At 72.6% G+C, this 24,276-nt stretch carries 23 protein-coding genes; 10 read left to right on the plus strand and 13 right to left on the minus strand.

Features of this window, described 5'->3' with window-relative positions:
* Positions 1-107 precede the first annotated feature (107 nt).
* Positions 108-461 carry a hypothetical protein gene (locus tag SCAB_RS26930; RefSeq protein ID WP_037729472.1) on the plus strand — a complete coding sequence of 118 codons (354 nt, stop codon included), beginning with the start codon at positions 108-110 and terminating at the stop codon, positions 459-461.
* Between the two features lie 22 nt (positions 462-483).
* Here SCAB_RS26930 and SCAB_RS26935 read toward each other — a convergent pair whose 3' ends face one another.
* Positions 484-1,071: an isochorismatase family protein gene (locus tag SCAB_RS26935; RefSeq protein ID WP_013003242.1), complete on the minus strand. Its 588-nt coding sequence runs from the start codon at positions 1,069-1,071 to the stop codon at positions 484-486.
* A gap of 233 nt (positions 1,072-1,304) precedes the next feature.
* Positions 1,305-2,633 (minus strand): nicotinate phosphoribosyltransferase, encoded by a 1,329-nt coding sequence (locus tag SCAB_RS26940; protein ID WP_013003243.1) that lies wholly within the window; start codon positions 2,631-2,633, stop codon positions 1,305-1,307.
* A gap of 111 nt (positions 2,634-2,744) precedes the next feature.
* Between SCAB_RS26940 and clpS the strand changes: the two genes are divergently transcribed.
* The 8 genes from clpS to SCAB_RS26975 all read left to right on the plus strand — a co-directional run bounded on the left by clpS (position 2,745) and on the right by SCAB_RS26975 (position 8,769).
* Positions 2,745-3,062: an ATP-dependent Clp protease adapter ClpS gene (gene clpS / locus SCAB_RS26945; protein WP_013003244.1), complete on the plus strand. Its 318-nt coding sequence runs from the start codon at positions 2,745-2,747 to the stop codon at positions 3,060-3,062.
* Positions 3,063-3,073: 11 nt separating this feature from the next.
* Entirely contained in the window at positions 3,074-3,676 is a 603-nt protein-coding gene (locus SCAB_RS26950; protein ID WP_013003245.1) for a DUF2017 domain-containing protein, read from the plus strand.
* A gap of 424 nt (positions 3,677-4,100) precedes the next feature.
* The gene (locus SCAB_RS26955; protein ID WP_037729475.1) at positions 4,101-5,546 is read left to right on the plus strand and encodes an amino acid permease; all 1,446 of its coding nucleotides are present in this window, start codon (positions 4,101-4,103) and stop codon (positions 5,544-5,546) included.
* Between the two features lie 99 nt (positions 5,547-5,645).
* Entirely contained in the window at positions 5,646-6,068 is a 423-nt protein-coding gene (locus tag SCAB_RS26960; RefSeq protein WP_013003247.1) for a Mov34/MPN/PAD-1 family protein, read from the plus strand.
* A gap of 82 nt (positions 6,069-6,150) precedes the next feature.
* Positions 6,151-7,215: a LacI family DNA-binding transcriptional regulator gene (locus SCAB_RS26965; protein WP_013003248.1), complete on the plus strand. Its 1,065-nt coding sequence runs from the start codon at positions 6,151-6,153 to the stop codon at positions 7,213-7,215.
* A 110-nt stretch (positions 7,216-7,325) separates the two neighbouring features.
* Positions 7,326-7,421: a putative leader peptide gene (locus tag SCAB_RS49290; RefSeq protein ID WP_309474684.1), complete on the plus strand. Its 96-nt coding sequence runs from the start codon at positions 7,326-7,328 to the stop codon at positions 7,419-7,421.
* 112 nt (positions 7,422-7,533) lie between these two features.
* Positions 7,534-7,812: a MoaD/ThiS family protein gene (locus SCAB_RS26970; protein ID WP_013003250.1), complete on the plus strand. Its 279-nt coding sequence runs from the start codon at positions 7,534-7,536 to the stop codon at positions 7,810-7,812.
* A gap of 6 nt (positions 7,813-7,818) precedes the next feature.
* On the plus strand, positions 7,819-8,769 hold the full coding sequence (locus tag SCAB_RS26975) for a PLP-dependent cysteine synthase family protein (RefSeq protein WP_013003251.1): 951 nt from the start codon (positions 7,819-7,821) through the stop codon (positions 8,767-8,769).
* 270 nt (positions 8,770-9,039) lie between these two features.
* On the opposite strand, the gene SCAB_RS26980 is transcribed toward SCAB_RS26975, so the two are convergent.
* The gene (locus SCAB_RS26980; RefSeq protein WP_013003252.1) at positions 9,040-9,504 is read right to left on the minus strand and encodes a type II toxin-antitoxin system PemK/MazF family toxin; all 465 of its coding nucleotides are present in this window, start codon (positions 9,502-9,504) and stop codon (positions 9,040-9,042) included.
* 351 nt (positions 9,505-9,855) lie between these two features.
* Here SCAB_RS26980 and SCAB_RS26985 point away from each other — a divergent pair, with 351 nt between their 5' ends.
* A complete protein-coding gene (locus SCAB_RS26985) occupies positions 9,856-10,608 on the plus strand; it encodes an MBL fold metallo-hydrolase (RefSeq protein ID WP_013003253.1) in 753 nt (250 codons plus the stop codon).
* Between the two features lie 71 nt (positions 10,609-10,679).
* Here SCAB_RS26985 and SCAB_RS26990 read toward each other — a convergent pair whose 3' ends face one another.
* The 10 genes from SCAB_RS26990 to SCAB_RS27035 form a co-directional block, all read right to left on the minus strand.
* Complete coding sequence (locus SCAB_RS26990) at positions 10,680-11,930, minus strand: PTS transporter subunit EIIC (protein ID WP_013003254.1); 1,251 nt, start codon at positions 11,928-11,930, stop codon at positions 10,680-10,682.
* A gap of 160 nt (positions 11,931-12,090) precedes the next feature.
* A complete protein-coding gene (locus tag SCAB_RS26995; RefSeq protein ID WP_013003255.1) occupies positions 12,091-13,533 on the minus strand; it encodes a leucyl aminopeptidase family protein in 1,443 nt (480 codons plus the stop codon).
* Between the two features lie 4 nt (positions 13,534-13,537).
* A complete protein-coding gene (locus SCAB_RS27000; protein ID WP_013003256.1) occupies positions 13,538-14,110 on the minus strand; it encodes a DUF2087 domain-containing protein in 573 nt (190 codons plus the stop codon).
* A 119-nt stretch (positions 14,111-14,229) separates the two neighbouring features.
* A complete protein-coding gene (locus SCAB_RS27005) occupies positions 14,230-16,188 on the minus strand; it encodes a RiPP maturation radical SAM C-methyltransferase (RefSeq protein ID WP_013003257.1) in 1,959 nt (652 codons plus the stop codon).
* A gap of 7 nt (positions 16,189-16,195) precedes the next feature.
* A complete protein-coding gene (locus SCAB_RS27010; protein ID WP_013003258.1) occupies positions 16,196-17,332 on the minus strand; it encodes a cytochrome P450 in 1,137 nt (378 codons plus the stop codon).
* Between the two features lie 79 nt (positions 17,333-17,411).
* Complete coding sequence (locus SCAB_RS27015; RefSeq protein ID WP_013003259.1) at positions 17,412-18,833, minus strand: amidohydrolase family protein; 1,422 nt, start codon at positions 18,831-18,833, stop codon at positions 17,412-17,414.
* Positions 18,830-19,693 (minus strand): alpha/beta fold hydrolase, encoded by an 864-nt coding sequence (locus tag SCAB_RS27020; protein ID WP_049875780.1) that lies wholly within the window; start codon positions 19,691-19,693, stop codon positions 18,830-18,832. Before SCAB_RS27020 ends, SCAB_RS27015 begins: the two co-directional genes overlap by 4 nt.
* The gene (locus SCAB_RS27025) at positions 19,680-21,695 is read right to left on the minus strand and encodes a RiPP maturation radical SAM C-methyltransferase (RefSeq protein ID WP_013003261.1); all 2,016 of its coding nucleotides are present in this window, start codon (positions 21,693-21,695) and stop codon (positions 19,680-19,682) included. The genes SCAB_RS27020 and SCAB_RS27025 overlap by 14 nt, the downstream gene beginning before the upstream one ends.
* The gene (locus SCAB_RS27030) at positions 21,692-23,032 is read right to left on the minus strand and encodes a YcaO-like family protein (protein WP_231885276.1); all 1,341 of its coding nucleotides are present in this window, start codon (positions 23,030-23,032) and stop codon (positions 21,692-21,694) included. Before SCAB_RS27030 ends, SCAB_RS27025 begins: the two co-directional genes overlap by 4 nt.
* On the minus strand, positions 22,983-24,239 hold the full coding sequence (locus SCAB_RS27035) for a YcaO-like family protein (protein ID WP_013003263.1): 1,257 nt from the start codon (positions 24,237-24,239) through the stop codon (positions 22,983-22,985). Before SCAB_RS27035 ends, SCAB_RS27030 begins: the two co-directional genes overlap by 50 nt.
* Positions 24,240-24,276: the final 37 nt, after the last annotated feature.

The following is a 24,276-nucleotide window of genomic DNA, read 5'->3' on the forward strand; positions in this document are numbered from 1 at the left end:
TCAGAGCATGTTCGGCCGTGACCCCCTTGGCGGGTCGCGGCCGAACGTGTTTAGGTGCGTGCTGTGGCCTTCTTATTGACACTGACACGCACGGGGGTGTGACCTGCATGGCCGCAGGAGGTTTCTGCAAGCTGCCGGACGGCAATGTGGTCGTCGCCCTGAACCTGCCGGGGGCGACGGATCCGGCTGTGGTCCGGGCCCCGTCCGACGACGGCTCCGTTCGGGTGCTGGTGCTGGCCGCGAACCGTGCCCGGGCCCTCACCCGGCTCCGCAACCTGGGCATGCGGGCGATCTATCTCCGCGGCAACGCGGCGCCCCCGACCCTGGACGAGATCACGGCCGTCCTGCACCACCCCGACGGCCTCATATGGCGCACCTCACCGGTCTGCCCGGCCTCCACGACCCCGGAGCTGTGGCATCCGATCCGGGCGCTGCTGAGGAGGCCGACGGTGCGGGTGTGACTCCGGCGGCCTCTGCCGGGGCTCAGACCACCGGCTTGCCCGACAGCTCCACGCCCGCCTCCCGCAGCTCCTCCAGGGCCCGCTCCGTCGTCTCCTCGGACACCCCGGCGGTCAGGTCCAGCAGCACCTGGGTGCGGAAGCCCTCCCGGGCGGCGTCCAGGGCGGTGGCCCTGACGCAGTGGTCCGTGGCGATGCCGACGACGTCGACCTCGGTGATCTCGCGGGCGCGCAGCCAGTCCACGAGGGTGACGCCGTTCTCGTCGGCGCCCTCGAAGCCGCTGTACGCCGCGGAGTACGCCCCCTTGTCGAAGACGGCGTCGACCGCGCCGGAGGCGATCACCGGGGCGAAGTTCGGGTGGAACCCGACCCCCTCGGTCCCCGCGACACAGTGGGCGGGCCAGGAGTGGACGTAGTCGGGGTTGTCGGAGAAGTGGCCACCGGGGGCGATGTGGTGGTCACGGGTGGCCACCACGTGCTGGTAGCCCGGGCCGGCCGCCTGGCCGATCAGCTCGGTGACGGCGGCGGCCACATCGGCACCACCGGCCACCGCGAGACTGCCCCCCTCGCAGAAGTCGTTCTGTACATCGACGACGATCAAGGCGCGGCGCATGGTGTCGGTGTCCTTAGACTCTTCGGTGCTTCGGGGTGGGTGGGATCGGCCGGGCTGGGGACTACGAACCTCCGAGCCTAGAGACTCCGGGGGCTGTTCGGGAGGGGGCATCCGGCGCTCGCCCGGTGCGCGGACCGGAGCACGCACCGGTCAAGCGGGCGCTCGGGGGCTCGGGGGAGAGCGCGCCTGACAGATTCACTCCGGCCCGCCCCCGCCGTGCGCCCGCCGGTGGTTCAGACGTACTCCGTCGGAAGGACCGCTTCCCCGCGCGACAGCTGCATGGCCGACAGCGGCAGGTTCGACCGGGCGGCCACGTGCCGTGTGCGTACGGCGTCCAGGGGCTCCCGGGAGAGCACCCGGCCGTCCTTGATCAGCCGGTGCAGCAGCTCGCGGTCCCGCAGCTCCTCGGGGACCGGCCCGGTGCCGATGACCTCGGCCTCCGCCACGCCCTGCCCGTCCAGCCGCCGGGCCGCCCACTTGCGGCCCCCGACGGACGTCTTCCCGCCGCTGGACCTCTTCGCCACCGGCACCAGCGGGGCCGTGGGGTCCGCGGACTCGGCCCGCGCGACGAGCTTGTAGACCATCGAGCAGGTGGGGTGACCGGAACCGGTCACCAGCTGCGTCCCCACGCCGTACGCGTCCACGGGCGCCGCCGCCAGCGAGGCGATGGCGTACTCGTCGAGGTCCGAGGTCACGATGATCCGGGTGTCCCGCGCGCCCAGCTCGTCCAGCTGCCGGCGCACCCGGTGGGCGACCAGGAGCAGGTCACCGGAGTCGATGCGCACGGCGCCCAGCTCGGGCCCGGCGATCTCCACGGCGGTCCGGACGGCCTCGGCGACGTCGTAGGTGTCGACGAGCAGCGTGGTGTTCCGGCCGAGCGAGTCCACCTGGGCCTGGAAGGCGTCCCGCTCACGGTCGTGCAGCAGGGTGAAGGCGTGGGCGCTGGTGCCGACCGTCGGGATGCCGTAGCGGAAGCCGGCGGCCAGGTCCGAGGTGGAGGTGAAGCCGCCGATGTACGCGGCGCGCGAGGCGGCCACGGCGGCCAGCTCGTGCGTGCGCCGGGCGCCCATCTCGATCAGCGGGCGCTCCCCGGCGGCGCTGGACATCCGGGAGGCGGCGGCCGCGATCGCCGAGTCGTGGTTGAGGATGGAGAGGATCACCGTCTCCAGCAGGACGCACTCGGCGAAGGTGCCCTCGACCCGCATGACCGGCGAGCCCGGGAAGTACACCTCGCCCTCCTGGTACCCCCACACGTCCCCGGAGAAGCGGTAGCCGGCGAGCCGGTCGAGCGTCTCCTCGTTCACGATCGAGCGTTCGCGCAGGAAGCCGAGGACGGCCGGGTCGAAACGGAAGTTCTCGACCGCGTCCAGCACCCGTCCGGTGCCGGCCACCACGCCGTACCTGCGCCCCTCGGGCAGCCGCCGGGTGAAGACCTCGAACACCGAACGCCGCTCGGCCGTGCCCGCCTTCAGGGCGGCCTGCAGCATCGTGAGTTCGTACTGGTCGGTGAAGAGCGCGGTCGAGGGGACGTCGACCGGCAAACCGAGGTCCGCTGTGTTCATGGCAAGAGATCGTACTCCCATTTCGTCAATCTGACGATTTCTGGGTGGCCGGTTCTCATGTGCCCTGGTCGGAGGGCCGCATTTGTGCGGGCACCCCCCTGTGGTGGCAGCATGGGCGGTGTGACGGCAGCCGTTCCCATGGAGATCGAGAAGACCGAGTCGGCGGAGGAGACCTTCGCCGTACCCGAACCGGACGTCCCGTGGCTCACGATCGTCCACAACGACCCGGTGAACCTCATGAGCTATGTGACGTACGTCTTCCAGGCCTACTTCGGGTACTCGAAGGAGAAGGCCAACAAACTGATGCTCGACGTCCACCACAAGGGCCGCGCGGTCGTCTCCAGCGGATCACGCGAGGAGATGGAACGCGACGTGCAGGCCATGCACGGCTACGGTCTGTGGGCCACCCTCCAGCAGGACCGGAAGTAGCGACGCACCTGATGCCAGGACAATTCGAAGCGCTCCCCGGCGGCGGCGCGGCCGTCGCGCTCGACGAGGTCGAGATCTCCATCATCCGCTCGCTGGCGGTCCAGCTCCTGGAGCTGATCGGCCCCGGCCCCGCCGAGGACGCCGACGACGACCCGCTGGCCGAACTCTTCGCCGAGGGTCCGAGCGAGCCGCCCAAGGACCCCGTCCTGCTGCGGCTGTTCCCGGACGCCTACAGCGACCCCGAGGGCACCCCGGGTGCCCGGGAGGCGGAGGAGCAGCGGGCGTACTCCTCGGAGTTCCGCCGCTTCACCGAGAACGACCTGCGGGCCGGCAAGCGCGAGAAGGCCCTCGCGGTGATCCACTCCCTGGACGCGCTGTCCGCGGCCGGGGAGGGCGGGGCCGTGCTGAAGCTGTCGGCGGACGACTCCCGGCACTGGCTCGGCTGCCTCAACGACCTGCGGCTCGCCATCGGCTCCCGGCTGGACGTCGTCGACGAGGAGGACACCGACCTCCTCTACCGGCTCCCGGACGAGGACCCGCGCAAGCCGATGGTGATGGCGTACCTGTGGCTGGGCGGTCTCCAGGACTCGCTCGTCACGACGCTGATGCCCTGAGGGCGCCGCCGGCGCGGGGTCCCGGGAGGTTCTGGGGGGCCTCTCCACGCCCGCCGCACGGGCGTTCCACGTCTTCTCCACGGACGCTCAGCGTTCGCTCAGAGGACACTCAAATCCGGATAACGATCGCGTCACCACGCCCGCGAGGGATGCCCTCGCGGGTGCTCTTTGTCCGCTTCTCCCTGTGTTGTGCGCCACAGAAAAGCCGGTGGATCAAGACTGCGACCGTGATAGATCTGCACGATCGCTCGACGGACGACACCCATGTCCGCTCGGGTGCGCCACCGGCCGACGACCGTCGGCCAGGCACGAGCGGGCTCGACGCAGAGCCCGCTCAGCTCCATCACATCCGGGGGGATCGGAACCCGATCCGGGGCCGACGAACGGCCCGGATCGGCCCAGCGTGGAGAAAGGCGCACAACACATGACCTCCGCTCAGGTCAACAAGAACGGCGACGAAGCCGTGCGCGACGACGCACCCGAAGAGGGGTACGAGCGCGGGCTCGGCAGCCGTCAGGTCCAGATGATCGCGATCGGCGGCGCCATCGGCGTCGGCCTCTTCCTGGGAGCCGGGGCGAACATCGCCAAGGCCGGACCCAGCCTGATCTTCATGTACGCCCTCGCCGGCGTCATCATCTTCTTCATCATGCGAGCCCTCGGCGAGCTGCTCCTGTACCGCCCGGTCTCCGGTTCCTTCGCGGAGTACTCCCGCGAGTTCCTCGGCCCGTTCTTCGGCTACTTCACCGGCTGGACGTACTGGCTGATGTGGGTCGTCACCGGCATGGCCGAACTCACGGCCGCCGCGATCTACGTCAACTACTGGTGGCCCGACGTCCCCCGATGGGTGACCGCGCTGGTCTTCCTGGTGGTCCTCTTCGGCGCCAACCTGATCTCGGTGAAGCTCTTCGGCGAGATCGAGTTCTGGTTCTCGATGGTCAAGGTCACCGCCCTGCTCGGCATGATCGTGATCGGCCTCGGCGTCCTCACCTTCGGCTTCAGCAGCGCCGGCGACACCGCCGCGGTCTCCAACCTGTGGGCCTTCGACGGCGTCTTCCCCAAGGGCGTCGGCTCGTCCCTGATGACCCTTCAGGGCGTGATGTTCGCCTACCTCGCCGTCGAACTGGTCGGCGTCACGGCCGGTGAGTCGGAGGACCCGGAGAAGACCCTCCCCAAGGCCATCAACACCCTGCCCTGGCGGATCGCGCTCTTCTACGTCGGTGCCCTCACCGTCATCCTGTGCGTGGTGAAGTGGACCGAGTTCGCGCCCGGCGTGAGTCCCTTCGTCGAGGCCTTCGCCAGGATCGGCATCCCGGCGGGCGCCGGCATCGTCAACTTCGTGGTGCTGACGGCGGCCCTGTCCTCCTGCAACTCGGGCATGTACTCCACCGGCCGCATGCTGCGCACCCTCGCGGACAACGGGGAGGCCCCCAAGGCGTTCAGCAGGCTGTCGTCGACGAAGACCCCGGCGTTCGGCATCACCGTCTCCGTGCTCTTCATGGGCATCGGCGTGATCCTGAACTACATCGTGCCGGAGAAGGCGTTCGGCTACGTCGTCTCCGTCGCCACCGCCGCCGGCATCTGGACCTGGCTGATGATCCTGATCAGCCACGTCCTGTACCGCCGCGGTGTGGACGCCGGCCGCCTGCCCGCCTCGTCCTTCCCGGCCCCGGGCGGCGCCAAGTGCAGCTGGGTCGCCATCGTCTTCCTGCTCTTCGTCACCGGCCTCATCGCCTACGACGCCGACTCCCGCGTCTGCCTCTACGTGATGGCGGGCTGGGCGGCGGCCCTCGGCATCGGCTGGGCCGTGCTCAAGAGCCGCAACCCCGGGATCACCGAGCGCCGCGAGACGGAGTTCGAGAAGGTCGGCTGACCGGACCGCGCCGGGGTCCCCGAGGCCCCGGTCCCGGCATGTGGGCTGTTCCGTACCACCCCCCGGTACGGAACAGCCCTTCTGCTTATCCTGGCGACCATGCTGACCATCACCCAGGACCTCGTCGACCGGATCGTCGCCCACGCGCGCAAGGACCACCCCGACGAGGCGTGCGGGGTCGTCGCCGGGCCGGCGGGCTCGGACCGCCCCGAGCGGTTCATCCCGATGCTGAACGCGGCCATGTCGCCCACGTTCTACGAGTTCGACTCCGGCGACCTGCTCAGGCTCTACCGCGAGATGGACGACCGCGACGAGGAGCCGGTGGTCATCTACCACTCCCACACCGCCACCGAGGCCCGCCCGTCCCGCACCGACATCTCCTACGCCAACGAGCCCGGCGCCCACTACGTCCTCGTCTCGACCGCCGACACCGACGGTCTCGGCGAGTTCCAGTTCCGCTCGTTCCGGATCGTCGAGGGCGAGGTGACCGAGGAGGAGGTGCGGATCGTGGCGGCGTACTGAACGACGGCACAGGAGATTCGCGGCTACGGTGTTCCGTACGCGCACGCACGTAGCCACACGACTGCCCGCCACGGAGACGGCCTTGACTCGACAGACGCGACGCCTGCCCGGCCGGCGCCCCACGCTCGACGACGTCGCACGCGGCTCGGGGGTCTCCAAGTCCACCGTGTCGCGGGTGATCAACGGCGAGGACAAGGTGCGCGCGGAGGTCGTCGAACGGGTCCGGGAGGTCATCGCCGAACTGGGCTACGTGCCGAACTCCGCCGCCCGCCAGCTGGTCACCCGGCGCAACAACGCCATCGCCGTCGTCGCGAGCCAGCCGCAGAACCGCCTCTTCATCGACCCCTTCTTCGACCTGCACCTGCGGGGCATCCGCAAGGAACTGGTCGCCCACGGGGCCCAGCCCGTCCTGCTCTTCCTGGAGGAGCCCGAGGAGTATCCGCGCGTCGGCGACTTCCTGGGCGGCGGCCATGTCGACGGCGCCCTGCTGTTCTCCCTGCGGGCCGACGACCCGCTGCCCGGCATGATCGACCGGCTCGGCCTGCCCGCCGTCTTCGGCGGCCGGCCGATGCTCCGCGACGGCGAACCCGTCCACGACCGTGTGTTCGTCGACGCCGACAACCGGGGCGGTGCCCGCGAGGCCGTCCGCCATCTGCTCGGGCTGGGCCGGGAACGCGTCGCGACGATCACCGGCCCCGTGGAGCGGGAGGCGTCCGCCTTCGACCGCCTGGACGGCTACCGGGACCTCCTGCCGGACGCGCCGCCGCGGATGATCGAGCACTCCGACTACACACGGCACGGCGGTGCCACCGCCATGACCGCACTCCTGGACCGCTGCCCCGACCTGGACGCCGTCTTCGTCGCCTCCGACCTGATGGCCTCCGGCGCGCTCCAGGTGCTGCGCGAGCGCGGCCGCCGGGTGCCGGACGACGTGGCCGTCGTCGGCTTCGACGACCTCACGCCCATCGCCGAGCACACCGACCCGCCGCTCACCACCGTGCACCAGGACATCGAGGGCATGGGACGGCTGATGGCCCGGCTGCTGTTCAGCACGGAGGACCTGGCGGACGCCGGGGCGCCGGGCACGGGGAGCCGCCCGGCCTCGGTGGTCACCCCCACGCGGCTGGTCGTCCGGCAGTCGGCCTGACCTCGGGTCCGAGGGCGCGGCGGACCCTCGGTCTCATCCTTCGGCCCGAATCCGTCCGGCATGTGGGATCACCTTCCGGGACCCGGACCGGGAATCGATACGATGAGCCCATGGTTCTTGACGACGTGAGCGAGAAGACGCCGGGCGCACTGCTCGTGGCGCGGCTGCACGTCGACCTGTGCAGGCTCGCCAGCGCCATCTGTTGACGCCGGACCCTGCCGCCGTACGGCCGTGAGCCGCGGCGCCCACACCCGTGTGACCACGCACTTCGCGCTGCCGCGCGCCACCGACCACCACTTCCGACAGGAGCCGCACACCATGGCCATCGAGGTCCGCATCCCCACCATCCTCCGCCAGTACACCGACGGTCAGAAGGCGGTGGAGGGGGCCGGCGCCACCCTCGCCGAGCTGTTCACCGACCTCGAGAGCCGTCACACGGGCATCCACGCCCGGATCGTGGACGGCGGTGAACTGCGCCGCTTCGTCAACGTCTACCTCAACGACGAGGACGTCCGCTTCCTGGAGGGCATCAACACCAAGCTCTCCGACGGCGACAACGTGACGATCCTGCCGGCGGTGGCCGGCGGCATGGCCTGATCACCCATGCGCTACGACTCCCCGCTGGCCGCGGTGGGCAACACCCCCCTGGTGTGCCTGCCGCGGCTGTCGCCGTCCGCCGACGTCCGCATCTGGGCGAAGCTGGAGGACCGCAATCCCACGGGTTCGGTCAAGGACCGGCCCGCCCTGCACATGATCGAGCAGGCGGAGAAGGACGGACGTCTGACGCCCGGCTGCACGATCCTGGAGCCCACCTCCGGCAACACGGGCATCTCCCTGGCCATGGCGGCGAAGCTCAAGGGCTACCGCATGGTCTGCGTCATGCCCGAGAACACCTCCCAGGAGCGGCGCGAGCTGCTCGCCATGTGGGGCGCCGAGATCATCCCGTCCCCGGCGGCGGGAGGCTCCAACACGGCCGTACGCGTGGCCAAGGAGCTGTCCGCCGAGCACCCCGACTGGGTGATGCTCTACCAGTACGGCAACCCGGACAACGCGGGCGCCCACTACGCGACGACCGGTCCGGAGATCCTCGCGGACCTGCCCTCCATCACCCACTTCGTCGCGGGCCTCGGCACCACCGGGACCCTGATGGGCGTGGGCCGCTTCCTGCGCGAACAGAAGCCGGACGTCAGGATCGTCGCCGCTGAGCCGCGCTACGACGACCTCGTCTACGGCCTGCGCAACCTCGACGAGGGGTTCGTGCCGGAGCTGTACGACGCGTCCGTGCTGACCACCCGGTTCTCCGTCGGTTCGGCCGACGCGGTGACCCGCACGCGGGAGCTGCTGCAGCAGGAGGGGATCTTCGCGGGCGTCTCCACGGGGGCCGCGCTGCACGCGGCGATCGGGGTCGGGAACAAGGCGGTGAAGTCCGGGGAGCCGGCCGACATCGTGTTCGTCGTCGCCGACGGCGGCTGGAAGTACCTGTCGACGGGCGTCTACACGGCGGCGACGACGGAAGAGGCGATCGAGACGTTGCAGGGGCAGCTCTGGGCGTGAGCGCGCGGCGGTGCGGGTGGGGCGGGGTGGGGTGCCGGGTGCGGGTGAGTGGGGGCTGGTCGCGCAGTTCCCCGCGCCCCTGAAAAGCAGGGGCTGCGCCCCGTGCTTTTCAGCGCCGGCCCCGGCCGTCTTCGGGCCCACGGGCCCTGGGCCTTCAGGCCCGCAGGGCCGTTGCTTTTCAGGCCCGCGGGGCCTGGGCTTTCAGGGGCGCGGGGAACTGCGCGAGAAGCCCCACCGGGCCCGCACCCGAAGAACCGGCGGGCGGGCATCTCACTTCGACAGATGGCGGACCCGGGCCCACAGGGCAGGGTCCGCCACCCCCACCCGCCGGCGGAAGTCGCGCAGGCGCACGTCCCGCACCTCGTCCGTCTCCAGATAACTCGCGCGTCCCCGGGCGTCACCGACCGCACCGGGGGGCAGCGGGATCACGCCGGGCCGTTCGGCACGGTGCCGGCTGGTGATCTTGGCGACGCGGGCCCGGCCCCCGCGCACGGTCAGCACGAGGCAGGGCCGGTCCTTCTCCCCGGGCCCGTCCTCGAAGGGCACGCTCGCCCACCAGATCTCGGCGGGCCGGGGCCGTGGTACCGGCGCGCGCGTCCGCTCCGGGCGCCCCGGCGGCCGCGTCCGCCCGCCTCGCCGCGGCGGTCGCCGCGAGCGTCCCCACCCGTCGACCACCGCCGCGAGCAGGGCCAGCACCACCACGGCCGCGAGCGCCGGCCACCATGACGTGTCCATAGCGACGACGGTACCGGCGCGCACCGCGCAACACCCGCCCCCGCGCGCACTCCCGCGCTCATAGGCACCGTCGCACCCCGGCCCGCGCTCGCCCCAACGGCCCTATGACCAGCCGAACCGGTGACACCACAGGTGAGTTCGCCCACAACGGCCCCTGGCGGAGGAGCGACCCACCCTTTTGCGCCTTACGCTCGACGGACCGCACCACTCTCGTTGCACCCACGCCCGAACTTCGCAACCCCGCCAACTGCAATCTGCAATCCGCAACCCGTCTGCACGTCACGACCGACAAGACACGACTGACACGACACGACTGTCACGACTTCACGCCAGCGCGGAGGTTCCGCTCTTATGAAGCTCACTGTCGTCGGCTGCTCGGGGTCGTTCCCGTCCGCGGAATCGGCCTGTTCGAGCTACCTCGTAGAGGCCGACGGCTTCCGGCTGCTCCTCGACATGGGCAACGGTGCCCTCGGCGAGCTGCAGCGCCACTGCGGTCTCTACGACCTCGACGCGATCTTCCTCAGCCATCTGCACGCCGACCACTGCATCGACATGTGCGCGTACTTCGTCGCACGCTACTACCGCCATGACGGCGGCCGCTGCGACCCCATCCCGGTCTACGGACCGGAGGGCACCGAGCAGCGCCTGACCACGGCCTACGCCGACACCCCGTCCGCGTCCTCCATGAGCGAGGTCTTCGACTTCCACACGGTCAAGCCGGGCACGTTCGAGATCGGCCCCTTCACCGTCCACACGGAGCGGGTCGCCCACCCCGTCGAGGCGTACGGCATCCGGATCGAGCACGGCGGCCGGGTCCTGACGTACTCCGGGGACACCGGTGTCACCGACACCCTGGACGAACTGGCGCGCGGCGCCGACCTGTTCCTGTGCGAGGCCGCCTTCACGCACGGCAAGGAGAACATCCCGGACCTCCACCTCAACGGCCGCGAGGCCGGGGAGACGGCCGCCCGCGCGGGCGCCCGTCGTCTCGTGCTCACGCACGTCCCGCCGTGGACCGACCCGCAGGTCAACCTCGTCGACGCCCGCGCGGTGTACGACGGCCCGGTGGAGCTGGCGGTGCCCAGGGTGTCGTACGAGATCTGAATGCGGTACGTGAACGGCGGCGGGCCCCCGGAGCGACACGCTCCGGGGGCCCGCCGCCGTTCGGCCGCCGCTCACGCCTTGGTGAGGTCCTCCACCTCCTCCTCGGGCTCACGGCCCGGCGTCGGCAGGTTGAACCTGGTGATGGCGAAGCGGAAGACGACGTAGTAGATCGCGCCGAAGGCCAGGCCGATCGGGATGATCAGCCAGGGCTTGGTGGCCAGGTTCCAGTTGAGGCCGTAGTCGATGGCGCCCGCGGAGAACGTGAAGCCCGCGTGGACACCGAGCGCCCAGGTGACGGCCATGGAGATGGCGGTGAGCACCGCGTGGATCACGTACAGCAGCGGGGCGATGAACATGAACGAGAACTCGATCGGCTCGGTCACACCGGTCACGAAGGAGGTCAGCGCGAGCGAGATCATCATGCCCATCACGGCCTTGCGGCGCTCGGGGCGAGCGGAGTGCGCGATCGCGATCGCGGCGGCCGGCAGACCGAACATCATGATCGGGAAGAAGCCCGACATGAACTGACCGGCGGTCGGGTCACCGGCGAAGAAGCGGTTCAGGTCACCGTGCACGACGGTGCCGGCAGCGTTGGTGAAGTCGCCGATCTGGAACCAGGAGACGGTGTTGACGAACTGGTGCATGCCGATCGGGATCAGCGCGCGGTTGATCAGACCGAACAGACCGGCCCCCGTCGCGCCCAGCCCGGTGATCCACTCGCCGGCGTCGGAGATGACCCCGCCGATGGGCTCCCAGACCAGACCGAAGAAGACGCCCATCGCGGTACCGACGAAGGCCATGATGATCGGGACGAGTCGGCGGCCGTTGAAGAAGCCGAGCCAGTCCACCAGCTGCTTGCGGTGGTAGCGCTGCCACAGCACGGCGGAGAGCAGGCCCATGAGGATGCCGCCGAGGACACCCGGGTTGTTGTAGGTCGCGGCCGCGTCGGCGCCGGCCTGTACCTTGGCCTCGGTGACGGGGAAGGCCTTCAGGACGTTGCTGTAGACCAGGAAGCCGACCAGGGCGGCCAGCGCGGTCGAGCCGTCCGACTTCTTGGCGAAGCCGATCGCGACACCGATGCAGAACAGCATCGGCAGGTTGTCGAAGATGGCGCCACCGGCCGTGGCGAAGACCGCCGTGACCTTGTCGGGCAGGTTCAGCTTCTCCTGTACGTCGGCCTGGCCGAGGCGGAGCAGGATGCCCGCCGCCGGCAGCACGGCGATGGGCAGCTGCAGGCTGCGGCCGATCTTCTGCAGGCCCTGGAAAAGACCGGATCCCCACTTCTTCGCGGGGGCCGCCGTTGGCGCGGTGGCAGTGCTCATGGACTTCCTCCATCGGGTGGTGGTCTACACCACTCAGTGGTGTAGACCTGTTGTAGCAGATGGGGGACGGGATCAGGAAGCCTCGATTCCCACCAGGATTCCGACGGGATTCCGGGCCGCTCACGGGCGGCTCGCGCGGGTCGCGGCGCGCGTCCCGGGCCTACGCGCCGAGCGCGCGCAGCGTCTCGATCAAGGTCCGCACCGCGAACCCGGTACCGCCGTAAGGGACTTCGGCGTACGGGCCCTCGTCGTTGTACGCGGGCGCGGCGATGTCCAGATGGGCCCAGCGGACGCCCGCGGCGACGAAGTCCTGGAGGAAGAGCGCGGCCTGCACGGTGTCCCCGTGCCGGTGCGAACAGTTCACCCGGTCCGCCACGGCGGACCGCAGATGGCGGCGCTCGTGGGCGAGCAGCGGCAGCCGGCAGAACGACTCCCCGGCCCGCTCCGACGCGGCCAGCACCGTCCGGGCCAGCCGCTCGTCCGGCGTGAACAGGACCGCCGTCCGGGTGCCGAGCGCGTGCACCGCGGCCGAGGTGAGGGTGGCCACGTCGATGACCAGGTCGGCGCGGTCCGGGCCGGGCCCGGACGCGCGGACCAGCACGTCGGCCAGCACCACCCGGCCCTCGTTGTCGGTGTGGGTGATCTCCGTCGTCGTACCGTCCAGATGGGTCACGACGTCACCCACCCGAAGGGCTCCGCCGTCCGGCATGTTCTCCGCGAGGGGCAGATGGCCGCGTATCCGCAGGGGCAGGCCGAGCGGGGGCAGGGCCGTCAGGGCCGCCACGACGGCCGCCGCGCCGGCCATGTCGGCCTTCATCGCGTGCCGCTCGTCCGACGGCTTCAGGGACAGCCCGCCGGAGTCGAACGTGACCCCCTTGCCGACCAGCCCGACCGTGAGGACCGGCTCGCCCCCGGGCGGGTCGTACGTCAGCTCCACGTACCGGGGCGGCTCCGCCGAGCCCCGGCCCACGGCGGCCAGGCCCGTGAGACCCAGCTCCGTCAGGCCGGCCGGCTCGTACACCGCGCAGCCGAGGCCGGCGGCGTGCGCCAGCTCGCGGATCCGGTCGGCGAACACCGGGGGCGTCAGATCGCCGGCCGGGCGGTTGACGAGGTCGCGGGCGAGACAGGTGGCCTCGGCGGCGGCCAGGCCCTCGGCGGCCGCCCGCCGCTCGCCGGTCACCACCACCACCTCGGCCAGCGGGCTCGCGGCCCGGGCGGAGCGGTACTCGTCGTAGCGGTACAGGCCCAGCACCGCGCCCTCCGCCACGGCCCGGGCGCGGTCGGCCGCCGGGACCCCGCTCTCGTCGGCCAGGGCGAGCTCCAGCCGCAGCGTGCGGGCGGGGCCCGCGGCCCGTACCGCGGCCGCCGCCGCGGTACGGAACGTGGCGGCCGTGGCCGCGCCCGCCGGCCCCAGGCCCACGTTCAGCGCCACCGCGCCTCCGTCCGCGGACGGCTCGGCGACCACCTGCCCGGGACGCGCCACGAAACCCCGGCGGCGGCTGAAGGCGCCGACGGCCGCACCGGTGTGCCGGCCGTACGCGACGACGTCGGCCGGGCGGTCCGCCGCGCGGGCGGTGACGTCTTCGGCGACGACCCGGGTCATGCGGTCATACGCGCTCGTACCGGGTGCCCGACTCGTCGCGCCGCAGCAGCTCCTCGTCCACGAGCGCCCTGCGCAGGGTGACCCAGTCGTCGAACCACTGCCCGCAGATCGCGTTGACCTTGGCCTCTGCGTACGTGACCCCGGGCTCGAAGGAGTCGGCCACGACGCTGAGGACCCGGGTGCGGGTCTCCGCCTTGCCGGGGATCGACGTGAGCCGCCCCTTGCGGAAGTAGGCCCCCGCGCCGTCACCGCCGCCCCGTCCGGAGATCCGCACCTCCGCCTGGACGGCCAGCCGGAAGGTGTCCTCGATCAGCCGGTAGGTGCGCGCGTCGGCGTCGTACGCGGCGATCCGCCCGTCGACGAGCTTGCTCAGGGCGGCGGCGGCCGCCGCCGGGCGCAGCCCCGCCCGCTCGGCCACCTCGGCCGCGGAGGTCGCGCCGAGCGCGAGGGCGGCGAAGGCGTCACGCCGGTCGGTCTGGGCGAGGACGCCGATCAGATCGCGGCAGGACGGCGGCAGGTCCTGGGCGCGGGGCCGGTCCTCGGCGGGAATCCGGTCATCGGTGGAGGCCGTGGTCATGGCGAGTCAACTTCCGGTTCGTGGTGCGGCGTTGTACGGGAGCTGTGCACGGTGATCCTCTACGAGTACCGCGCGGACGCCCGGTCGCCGCAATCGGGAAACGCCGTACGGGGCCGGTTTCAGCCAGACCGCCGTGCGGAATGCGTGGGCGTGAGCGTGAGCGGTACGGCGGTCCGGGATCTGCGGGGAGTTCCCTTGCGGGGCGGGGTGCGATAGGCGGAGGGCGATTCCCGCACCGGGAGGGCGATGACCTTGCTGCCCTCGATGTAGACCCACCTTTTCTCCTGCCACTCGTGGAGCTTCTCCAGGGGGTCGTCCCGGCGGGGCGGGCTCTGGAGATCACGGAACCGGGTGCCGCCGACGACCGCGCGGAACAGCCGTGCGTCCTCGCCGCGCAGGACGGTCGTACCGGCGGGCAGACCGGGCCGCCGGTCGGCGAGGGTCACGGCGTCGAAGCCGAGCCGGTAGGTGAAACGTGCCTGGTGATGACTGGTACGCCAGTGGTGGACCGCCGTCGCCAGCCGGGCGCGGACGGCGGTGTTGCGGGGGTCCTCGGCGAAGTCTCCCTCGAAGTGGTAGGCGAGGTCCCACAGGTCGCCGGGGGAGAGCCGGGGGTAGGCGTACCGGTAGCCCGGCAGCGGGCTGGTCAGGGTGAGGCCGTAGTCCTGCGGGCGTTCCACGTACGGGCTGAACCGGTCGAAGTGCACGGCCAGGATGTCGTTGTCGGGCGGTTCCAGATGGGTCAGGGAAGGCAGCAGATCGATCTGGGTGAGCATCGATTCCGGGGTCTCGTGGGGAAATCCGGTGAGGATGTTCCACACCGGCAGGACACCGAATTCGGCGCAGCCGAGCAGGAACCGGATGTTCTGGAAAGCGGTCGCGCCCTTTTTCAGCAGCCGGAGACCCTCGGTGCTCAGGCTCTCGATCCCCGGCTGCACGGAACGGACCCCGGCCCGGCGGGCGGCCCGGATGTCGGCCCATTCCATGTTCGCCTTGACCTCGAAGAACAGGGAGTGGTCGGTGGCGAGTTTCTCGACCAGGGGGAGGGCCGTGTCGAGGTACTTGAGGTCGAGAATGTTGTCGACGGCGAAGAAGTCGAGGACGCCGTAGCGGTCCATGAGGTGGCGCAGTTCGTCGGCGACGGTGTCGGGGTTCTTGCTGCGGTACGTCATGCTCGCGCCGTTGAGTCCGCAGAAGGTGCAGTGGGTCTTGGCGCCCCACCAGCAGCCGCGGGAGAACTCCACGGGCAGGGTGATCTCGGGTTCGAGGGTGTGCAGTCCGGCGGCGTGCAACTGCTCGAAGAAGCCGTCGTAGTCGGGGGTGGGCACCTCCAGCGACCGGCCCGCGGAGATGGGGGTCGGTGCGCTGCCGGGGGCGGCGGGCAGGCGGGTGATCAGACGGCCGTGGGAGTGGGGTGGTTCGCCCGCTGCGACCTGGCGGAGGAGGGTGACGAAGGCGTCCTCGCCGGGGCCGTCCACGATCGCGTCGACGGCGGGGTAGTGGGCGAGCAGCGCGCGGCCCATGGAGCCCTCGCAGTTGCTGCCGCCGAGCACGATCACCCCGCCGTAGCCCAGCTCCCGCAGCCGCTCGGCCACCGCCAGCGTCGGACCGTTCTGGCTGAAGGTGCTGGTGAACCCGATGACGTCCGGGGCGGATTCCAGCAACGCGGCGGCGGTGTGCTCCACATGGCGGTCCGCCACCGCGCGCAGCGCGTCGACCAGTTCGATCGTGGCGTCCTCGACGCCCTGGGCGCGCAGCATCCGGAAGTACTCCTCGCGCGGCGCGGATCCGCCGTCGCGGCAGGCGAAGATCCAGTCGCCGACGGACAGTTGGTACAGCCCTTCGGACACCGTCTCGTACGCGTCCGACCACTCGGCGTCCCGCATGCCGAGGGCCGTGCGGGCCAGGCCGTAGAAGGAGAGGTAGGCGTAGTGCGAGTCGGCCCGCCACCGCTCGGCGCGGGCGACGGCCCGCAACGTGCCCACCTGGATGGACGGACGCCGTACGTTGTTCCACGGCATCGACACGAGGGCCACGCGGCCGGGGGCGGCGGGGCCGGTCGGGGTCGTTTCGGTCATGGCGCCCTCACCAGACGAGCCTCAGGTCGTAGGAGTTGCGCAGGAAACGCGGCTCGGTGGCGCGCTGCCCGGGATGCGGGGCGTAGTCCGGGACGAGGGCGTGCCACTCCTCCAGGGCCACCAGGATCTGGGCCCGCGCGAAGGCCGCGCCGAGGCACTGGTGGGGCCCGGTGCCGAAGGCGATGTGCGGGTTGCGCGGGCGGCCGAAGTCGATCCGTCCGGGCTCCGGGAACACCTCGGGGTCGTGGTTGGCGAGGGCGAGCGGGAGCAGCACGGTGTCGCCCCGGTCGGCGACCCCGCCCGCGCCGCCGGTCGCGGCCTGCCGGCCCGGGTACATGCACGAGTTGACGCGCAGGAACTCCTCCACCGCCGGCGGCCGGGCCTCGGGCGCGGCCAGGAACCGCCGCCGGTCCTCCTCGTGGTGCGCGAGGTGCTGGACCGCGTTGGCCAGGTGGTTCACCGTCGAGTCGACACCGGCCAGGAACAGCGTGCACAGCAGGGAGGCACGGTCGTCGTCGCTGACGGGGGTGCCGTCGATCTCCCAGCCGAAGCTGGCGGTGGTCAGGTCGTCGGCCGGCTCCGCGCGCCGCCGGGCGACATGCTCACGGGCGAACCGCTCCAGCGCCGGGAGCCCGAGTTCGCCGTACGCCGCCACCCGGGGATCCGGCGCCGAACGGGAGTCGATCATCGCCCGGTCGATGGCGAGGAGCAGGTCGAACGCGTCCGGCGGCCAGCCCACCGCCGTCATCAGGTTGTCCAGGACGTACGGCCGGGCGAAGTCCTCGTTGAAGGACACCTCGCCCTTGTCCAGGAACTCCTCGATGCGCCGCCGGGCGCCCGCCCGCACCGACGGAGTCAGCTCCCGCACCCGCTGGGGGGTGAACCAGGCGCCCAGCCGCTGCCGCCACGCCGTGTGTTCACGGCCCTCGACGGTCAACGGGATCCAGCGCTCCTCCTCCGCGCCCTCCGCCGCGCTGACCCGGCCGACGGTGAAGGTGCCCTCGTCCTTGAAGGCGTCCACGATCCCGTCGTACGTCGTCAGCACCCAGAAGCCCCGGTCGCTGTAGAAGGCGCCGTGCTCACCCGCGTGCGCGGCGGCCGCGTCACGGTACTGCTGCGGGGCGGCGAAGAAGTCGAAGTCCACGGGGCAGCGGGCCCCCTGTCCGGCGGGGCCGGGTTCCGCGGGGTGTTCCGCCCCGGGCCCGGTGCGGTCGGTTTCCCGGTCAGCCTGCATGGGCTGTCTCCTTCGTCGGTCGGCCGGTGGTGACCGGCGGGTCGAGGGCGCCCCGGGCCCAGTCGGAGGCGTCCAGTCCGGCCGCGGCCAGCCGGAGCGCCCACAGCCGGTCGAGGTCGGTGCCGTCGAGGAGGACACCGTCGACCAGCACCGCGTCGGGCCGCGCCAGGGCCGTCACCTCGCTTCCGGGCGGGCGCCGGTAGAGGACCAGGTCGGCTGGTCCGCCCGGCACCGGCCCCGCCCGTCGCCCCATGGCCGCGTACGCGTTCGTGGTCGCCGCCCGCAGGACGGCGGCGAAGCCGAGCCCGGCGCGGGACAGTTCGGCCAGCTCCTTGTGGAAGGAGGGGCCGGCGAGGACGAACGGGTTGCCGCAGTCGGTGCCGGCCAGCAGCGGGGTGCCCGCCTCGTGGAGCGCGCGGGCGATCCGGCCCAGCCCGTCGACGAGCCCTCCACGCCGGCGCGCTTCGCCGGGGTCCAGCCGCAGGGCCTCGCGGGCCGCCGCCTGCCAGCCCCGGCTGCGGCCCTCGTCCACCGCCCGGAGGGCCGTGCGGGAGGGGCGGGTGTACCGGCGTTCACCGGTGCGGGCCCGCCAGCAGACGAGGGTGGGGCAGACGAAGTGGCCGGGAGCGGCCCCGCCGGGTGCCGGCCGGTCGCGCAGCGCCGCCGCCAGCGCGTCCCAGCGCCGCTCGGGCGGCAGCCGGAAGACATTGGGCACGATGCCGTACAGATGCTCGGAGGTGCGCATAGTGCGACGGGCCAGATCCAGCGGCACCGCCTCGGGGACATGGCCCACGACGGGCAGTCCGGCCCGTTCCGCCGCCCGGACCAGGACCTCGAACACTGGCCGCTCGACGTCGTCGTACACCTTGACGCCGTCGAAACCGAAGGCCAGCGCGTCCTCGACCACCTGCCGGACCGACCGGGCGCCGTCCACCACGGTGACCCCCTGCGGGATCCGCGACCGGGGCCCGTCGACCACCCCGGCGGTCACCCAGGGCCGGGGCACGACGGCGTGCCGGGCGCGGTGCACACCCGCGGCGTACAGATGGGCCGGCTCGCCCCACAGCTGCCGGAAGCCGGTGACACCGTGGACGAGCAGGCCCGCGAGGTCGGCGGCGGACGAGACGTGCGCGTGGGAGTCGACGAAGCCCGGCACGGCGTACGCGGACGGCTCGGCCGGGCTCCCGTCGGCGGCGGGCCGGGACGGCGTCCAAGCGGTGACCGTCCCGTCGGTCACCGTCAGATCGTGTGGGGGACCGGGCCGCCCGGTGGCGGGGTCGACGAGGCACACGGCCCGCAGCCGGTGCCCGCGCCCCCGCTCCGCCAGCTCCTCCAGCGCCCGCACCAGCGGCTCGCCCTCGGGCAGCAGTCCCCGGCGGCGCCGCCACATGGTGTCCTCGGTGGCCGTCATACGGCCCCCGCCCGGCTCGTGCGTCCCCCGGCCGGCCCCGGGTGCGGCTCGCCGCCGCGTTCCGCCCCGGCCAGTACGTCCGCGACCCGCCGGCCGGTCTCCGCGAGGTGTCCGGCCGCCCTGATACGGGTCGGGGCCCCGACGAGCCACAGCCGGGCGCCGAGCCGGTGCTCCCCGGCGCGGAAGGGGGCCAGGTCCGCGTCGCCCTCGGCGGTGATCAGCACCAGCTCCTGGTCCGCGTGGCCGCGCTCGGTCCGCCGGTCCGAGCCGTGCAGCAGCCCCCGGGTGGCCGCCCCCAGCTCTCCGGGGTCGACGCGGGCGCAGGCCGCGACCATCCACGGCGGGGCGCCCCGCCCGGTGAAGTGGTCGTGCAGATAGGCGTGTCCGCCCGGACCCTCGACGGCCACCGCCTCCTCCTCGACGGCGTCCTCGGGGATCTCCACCTGCTCGGCGTGCGCGCAGAAGGAGAACGCGCGGACCACCCGGGGGTCCGCGGCGGCCGTCCCCAGCGCGATCCGCCCGCCGAAGTAGGTGCCGAACAGGCTGTAGCGGTCCTGGCCGAAGCCGTCGAGGACCGCGCGGACGTCCTCGACACAGCGGGCGAGGGCGTGTCCCTCCGGGGTGCCGACCCGCCCGCTCTCCCCGCGTCCGCGCAGGTCGAGCGCGAGGACATGGGCGTTCGGTACGGCGTCGAGGAACCCCGACTCCGCCCAGATCCGCCGGTCCATCGCCACCCCGTGGACCAGCACGAGGGTCTCGCCCGGTCCGGGCCTGCTGAAGCCGCGGATCGGCGTACCGTCGCGGGAGACCACCTCGAACGGTTCCGTCGCACCCCGCCGGGTGCCGTCAGCGTCCCGCACCGACCCTCCCCACCGCACCGGCCGGCGCCGACTCGGCCGCCTGCCCCGCACCATCGGGCGAACGCTCCCCACCGCCGGCCGCCCGCTCCGGTCCGCCGGCCGCCTCCCTCAGCTCGGCCGCCCGTCCCAGCTCGTCGCGCATGCCGTCGCGCACCGCGAGCACGAGACCGCGCCGGCCCTCCAGATGGATCCAGCCGCGCCCCGCCCACTCCCGTACCGTCGCGTGCACCGACTCCTCCGGCCGGCCCGTCATCGCCGCGACCTGGCCGACGGCCTGGTGCAGCCGTCCGCCGTGCACCAGACAGCGGAACAACTGGTCGTCGCCGCCCCGCAGCACGTGCCGCCCGGTGCCGACATGAGGCCGGCCGTCCTGCAGCACGGTCATGTTCGGACCGAACCGGAAGGAGAACCGCGACTGTTCGTGCAGCTTCTTCCACAGTCCCACCCGGGCCCCGAGCCGCCGTCGCAGCGCGAGCATCTCCGCGTCCACGGCCTCGTCCCGGTCCGCCAGCTCCACATGCTCGAACGAGTAGGCCAGCTCGGCGCGTTCACCGGCGGTCCGGCCGGCGTGCACGAAGCGGTACTTCGCCTCCGGCCCGTCCAGCGCGATGCCGAACTCGCCGGGTTTCTCGAAGTACGGGCTGTACCGGTCGACCCGGACCTTGCTCACCGTCGAGGGCGGCGCGAGATGCGTGATGAACGGGATCAGCCGCAGCTGCTCCTCCAGCATCGCCGCCGTCTCGTCCGGCATCGCCGACAGCAGGTTCCACTGGGCGTCGATGCCCAGCTCCTGGCACAGCACCAGGAAACGCAGATTGTGGAAGGCCGTCGCCCCCTTGCGCAGCAGCTTCAGCGCGCCACTGCTGAGGCTCTCGATGCCCGGCTGGACCATGGTGACGCCCGCCGCCCGCATCTCGCCCACCTCACGCGGCCCCAGATTGGCCTTCACCTCGAAGAACGTGGTGATGTCGACCTCGGCGGCGGCGAGTTCGGCGAGACCGTTGTCGGTCCGGGCGAGGATCGTGTCGACCGCGTACGTGTCGAACACACCGTGCTCCTCGGTCAGCCGGCGCAGGGTCTCGGTCAGCTGCCCGCCCGGCTTGCTGCGGTAGACCATGCCGCTGCCGTTCTCCCCGCAGAAGGTGCACTGCAGCTTCTCGCCCCACCAGCAGCCCCGCGACATCTGGAACGGCAGGGCCACGTGGGGGGCGATCAGCTCACGGTGGGGCAGCCTCCCCAGCCGCTCGAAGTACTCCGCGTACCGGGGCACCGGCGCCGACTCGGCCGGCTGCACGGCCGGCAGCGACACCCGCAGCTCGCCCTCGTGCCGCAGCACCAGACCCGGGGCCGCCGCGAGGTCGGCGGTGCCGCGCGCGGCCCGGACCGCGGCCACCGCCGCCTCGCCCTCGCCCTGCACGACCGCGTCGACGAACGGGTACGCCCGCATCACGGCCTGCCCCATGGGCCGGTCGCAGTTCGCCCCGCCGAGCAGCACCAGCCGGCCGGGCGCCCGGTCCTTGACGGCCCGCGCCACGGCCAGCGCCGGCACCAGCTGGCTGAAGGACGTGGTGAACCCGAAGCACTCCGCGCCGGTCGCGACGAGCCGCCCGGCCAGCTCCGCGACGAACGCGGGCGCCGCCGCACGCAGCGCAAGCACCCGGCCCACCAGCTCCTCGGCCACCCCGTGCCCGGACAGGAAGGCGGCGTACCGGCCGCGGGCGTCCTCCTCCTCCACGGGGCCGTGCCCGTCCAGCACCCCGCCGAAGATCCAGTCCCCGACGCCGAGCCCGTACAGCTCCTCGCCGATCGTGTCGTAGACGGTGACGAACTCCGCCGGATCGCACCCCAGCGCGTCGACGGCGTACTCGAACCAGTCGAGATACGCGTACACCGGTGTGATCGGGTCACCGTCCCCCGTCCCCTCCAGCGCCGCGAGGGTGGCGATCTGGATGGACGGGCGGTACAGGCTGTTCCAGGGCGGTGCCACGAGCGCGAGCTTCACCGGCGCGCACCCCCGCCGTCCCCGCGCGGCCGCAGCCGCTCGCCCAGCCGCCCGGTCGGCAGCACCGGATAGCCCGCCCGCGCCTTGTCGAACATCTCCAGCCCCGGCGCGACGACGTCGACGACCGTGACCGGCCCCGGCGGGGTCAGCACACGGTGGTGCGCCTCGATGCCCGACTCCCGCAGCCGGTCCACCAGGTGCCGCAGCAGCCGCTCGGGCCCGGTGGCCGCGGGCAGTCCGTCGTCCGCCTCGAACGCCCGGCTCTCGTGCGGCAGCCGGTGGATGTCGAACCGGGCCGCGGCCAGATGCCGGGGATAGCGGGCCAGCGCCGAACCGATCTGCCCGGCCTCGGTGTCCGCGTCCACCGGCCCGTTCTCGAACATCGTCCGCACCTGGAGGTACTCGAGCAGCGCCCGCTGCACCGCGTACGTCCGCACCGGCGAGGCCCCGCTGCCGATCAGCCGGACGTCCTCCCTGCTCACCGCGTCGCACACCACATAGGCCGGTACGCCGGTGTCGCAGGTGATGTCGACGATCAGGACCGGGGAGTCGCGGACCTCCTCGACCGTACGGGTCAGCTCCCGCAGCTCGGCGGGCAGCGTGCCGTGGTCGACCACCCGCAGCTCGGGCCCCTCCCCGGGCAGGCCGAAGTACGACCGGGCCAGCTGGTACGACCAGGCGTCCCGCTCGATCACCTCGTTGATCGCGTGCACCAGCGCCTCGTGCCGGGTGGCGCCCGCCGCGTAACCGGCGCTGGAGGTGTAGTGCCACAGCGGCTGGAACGAGCGGTCGTCGTCCGGATGGGGCCAGTTGCGGTAGCCCCCGTCCCGCAGGAACACGGGGTGCCGGTGCGGCTGCCCGGCCGGGCCGGCACCCCCGCCGTCGTCCGCCCGCCCGGTCAGGGCCTCCTCCACGGGGCGGTAGGTGCGGGTCAGCACGGGCGCGTCGGGCATGATGCCGCCGAGCCGGCGCAGCAGCGCGGACCGCCGGGCGGTGGCCTGGCCCGCGATCTCCCGCCCCGGCCGGAACTCCGCCTCCGACGCGCGGGGGTCCCGGCGCCAGTCCAGGTGGTAGTGCTCGGCGCTCTCGAACAGCGCGCTCGCCATGCTCCGGTGCCCGAGCCCCTTGCCGGAGCTGCGGGAACAGAGCGCGCCCGCCGCGTCCGACAGCCGTACCTCGTAGGTGGGCGCGGACTCGATGCCGTACTTGCGGATGTCTGCCGTCAGCCCTTCGGCGGCCAGCCAGTCCCCGACGGAGGCCAGGGCCTGCCGGAGATCCGTCTCGCGCTCAGGCGGAACGTCTTCCTTCGCGGCCCCGTCGAGCAGGACCGCGGTCAGCGGATCGGTCTCGGAGGTCTCGGCGTTCTCGGCGGGTGTCCGCGGGAACGGCTCGGCCGGCCGGGTCGGACGGGTCTGCGGATGGGCGGGACGGGTCAAGGGTCCTCCTCACTTCTCCCGTGTCGAACACGGGGATGCCTGCGCGGACAAGGCCCAGGAGGGGCTGCGGATCCGACACCACATGGGCGAAGCAGAGACGGGTCCTGGGGATGTCCGGGCCTGAGATGTCGAGGGCACCGGAGTCGGCCCACACACGGATGCCGCCGGCCTCCAGTTCTTCGAGGGGGGTCGCCGGCCGCGGCTCGTCGTCCCCCGGCGCCGGGTCGTGCGGACCGTGCGGGGCGTCCGCGTCCTTCAGGTCGAAGTCCAAGGTCGCGCACCGGGTGAGCAGCGGCCACCGCTCGAAGCGGCGCAGGAAGAAACGCTCGGCCGGCTCCGCGGTCGGGTTCGACCGCCACATCGTCTCGGCCTGCGCCAGCTCCAGCAGCGCCCGGCCGGTCGCCTCCGCGACGGTCTCCCCGCAGCCCAGCCCGGTGGCGGGCATCAGCCGCCCGCGGCCGTACGCCACGGCGAGCACGGCCGGCGTACGGCCGACGCCCTCCAGCGGCACCACCAGGGTCCGGTCGTCCCCCGACGGCCGCCGCGGCGGCCCCGCCAGCCGGCGGTGCAGAAAGACGCCGTAGCCGATCAGTTCGGTCAGTTCCAGCAGCGCGCCGCGCAGCGCCGCCTCCGGTGTCGGGGCGACGGCCCAGCCCACCGTGCTCGACAGCCGCGCCTGCGCCGCCGTCAGCGTGCCCGCCCGCAGCTCCGCGCCGGCCGTCCAGGGCGAGGACCAGTACAGCGGCACCCGGCGTGGTCCGCCGCCGGTCAGCGGCCGGTACACCCGGTCCGCGCAGCCGTCCGGCGCGGTGCGTACCCCGGCCGCCGGGAACGGCGGGACCGGGCCGGAGCCCGTTCCGGGGTCCGCGAAGGCCGTCGGCGGACGGGCGACCGCGGTGAAGGGGGTGCACGCCACCAGCCGCTCCACGGCTTCCGACAGGGCTTTCGCCCGTGCCACGGCCTCGGTCGTGGCGGTGCCGTAACCGTCGGCCCGGGCGTCGCCCTCGGCGGGGCGCACGGTGCACCGCACGGTCACCGTTCCCTCCGAGGGATACGAACGGTGGACGACCTCGCGCAGCTCGCACTCCGTCGCCGTCGCTTCGCGCATGCTCCCTCTCCCGGTAGTCCGTCGCGCCGACTTCACA

The organism is Streptomyces scabiei 87.22 (assembly GCF_000091305.1).
GTDB lineage: Bacteria > Actinomycetota > Actinomycetes > Streptomycetales > Streptomycetaceae > Streptomyces > Streptomyces scabiei.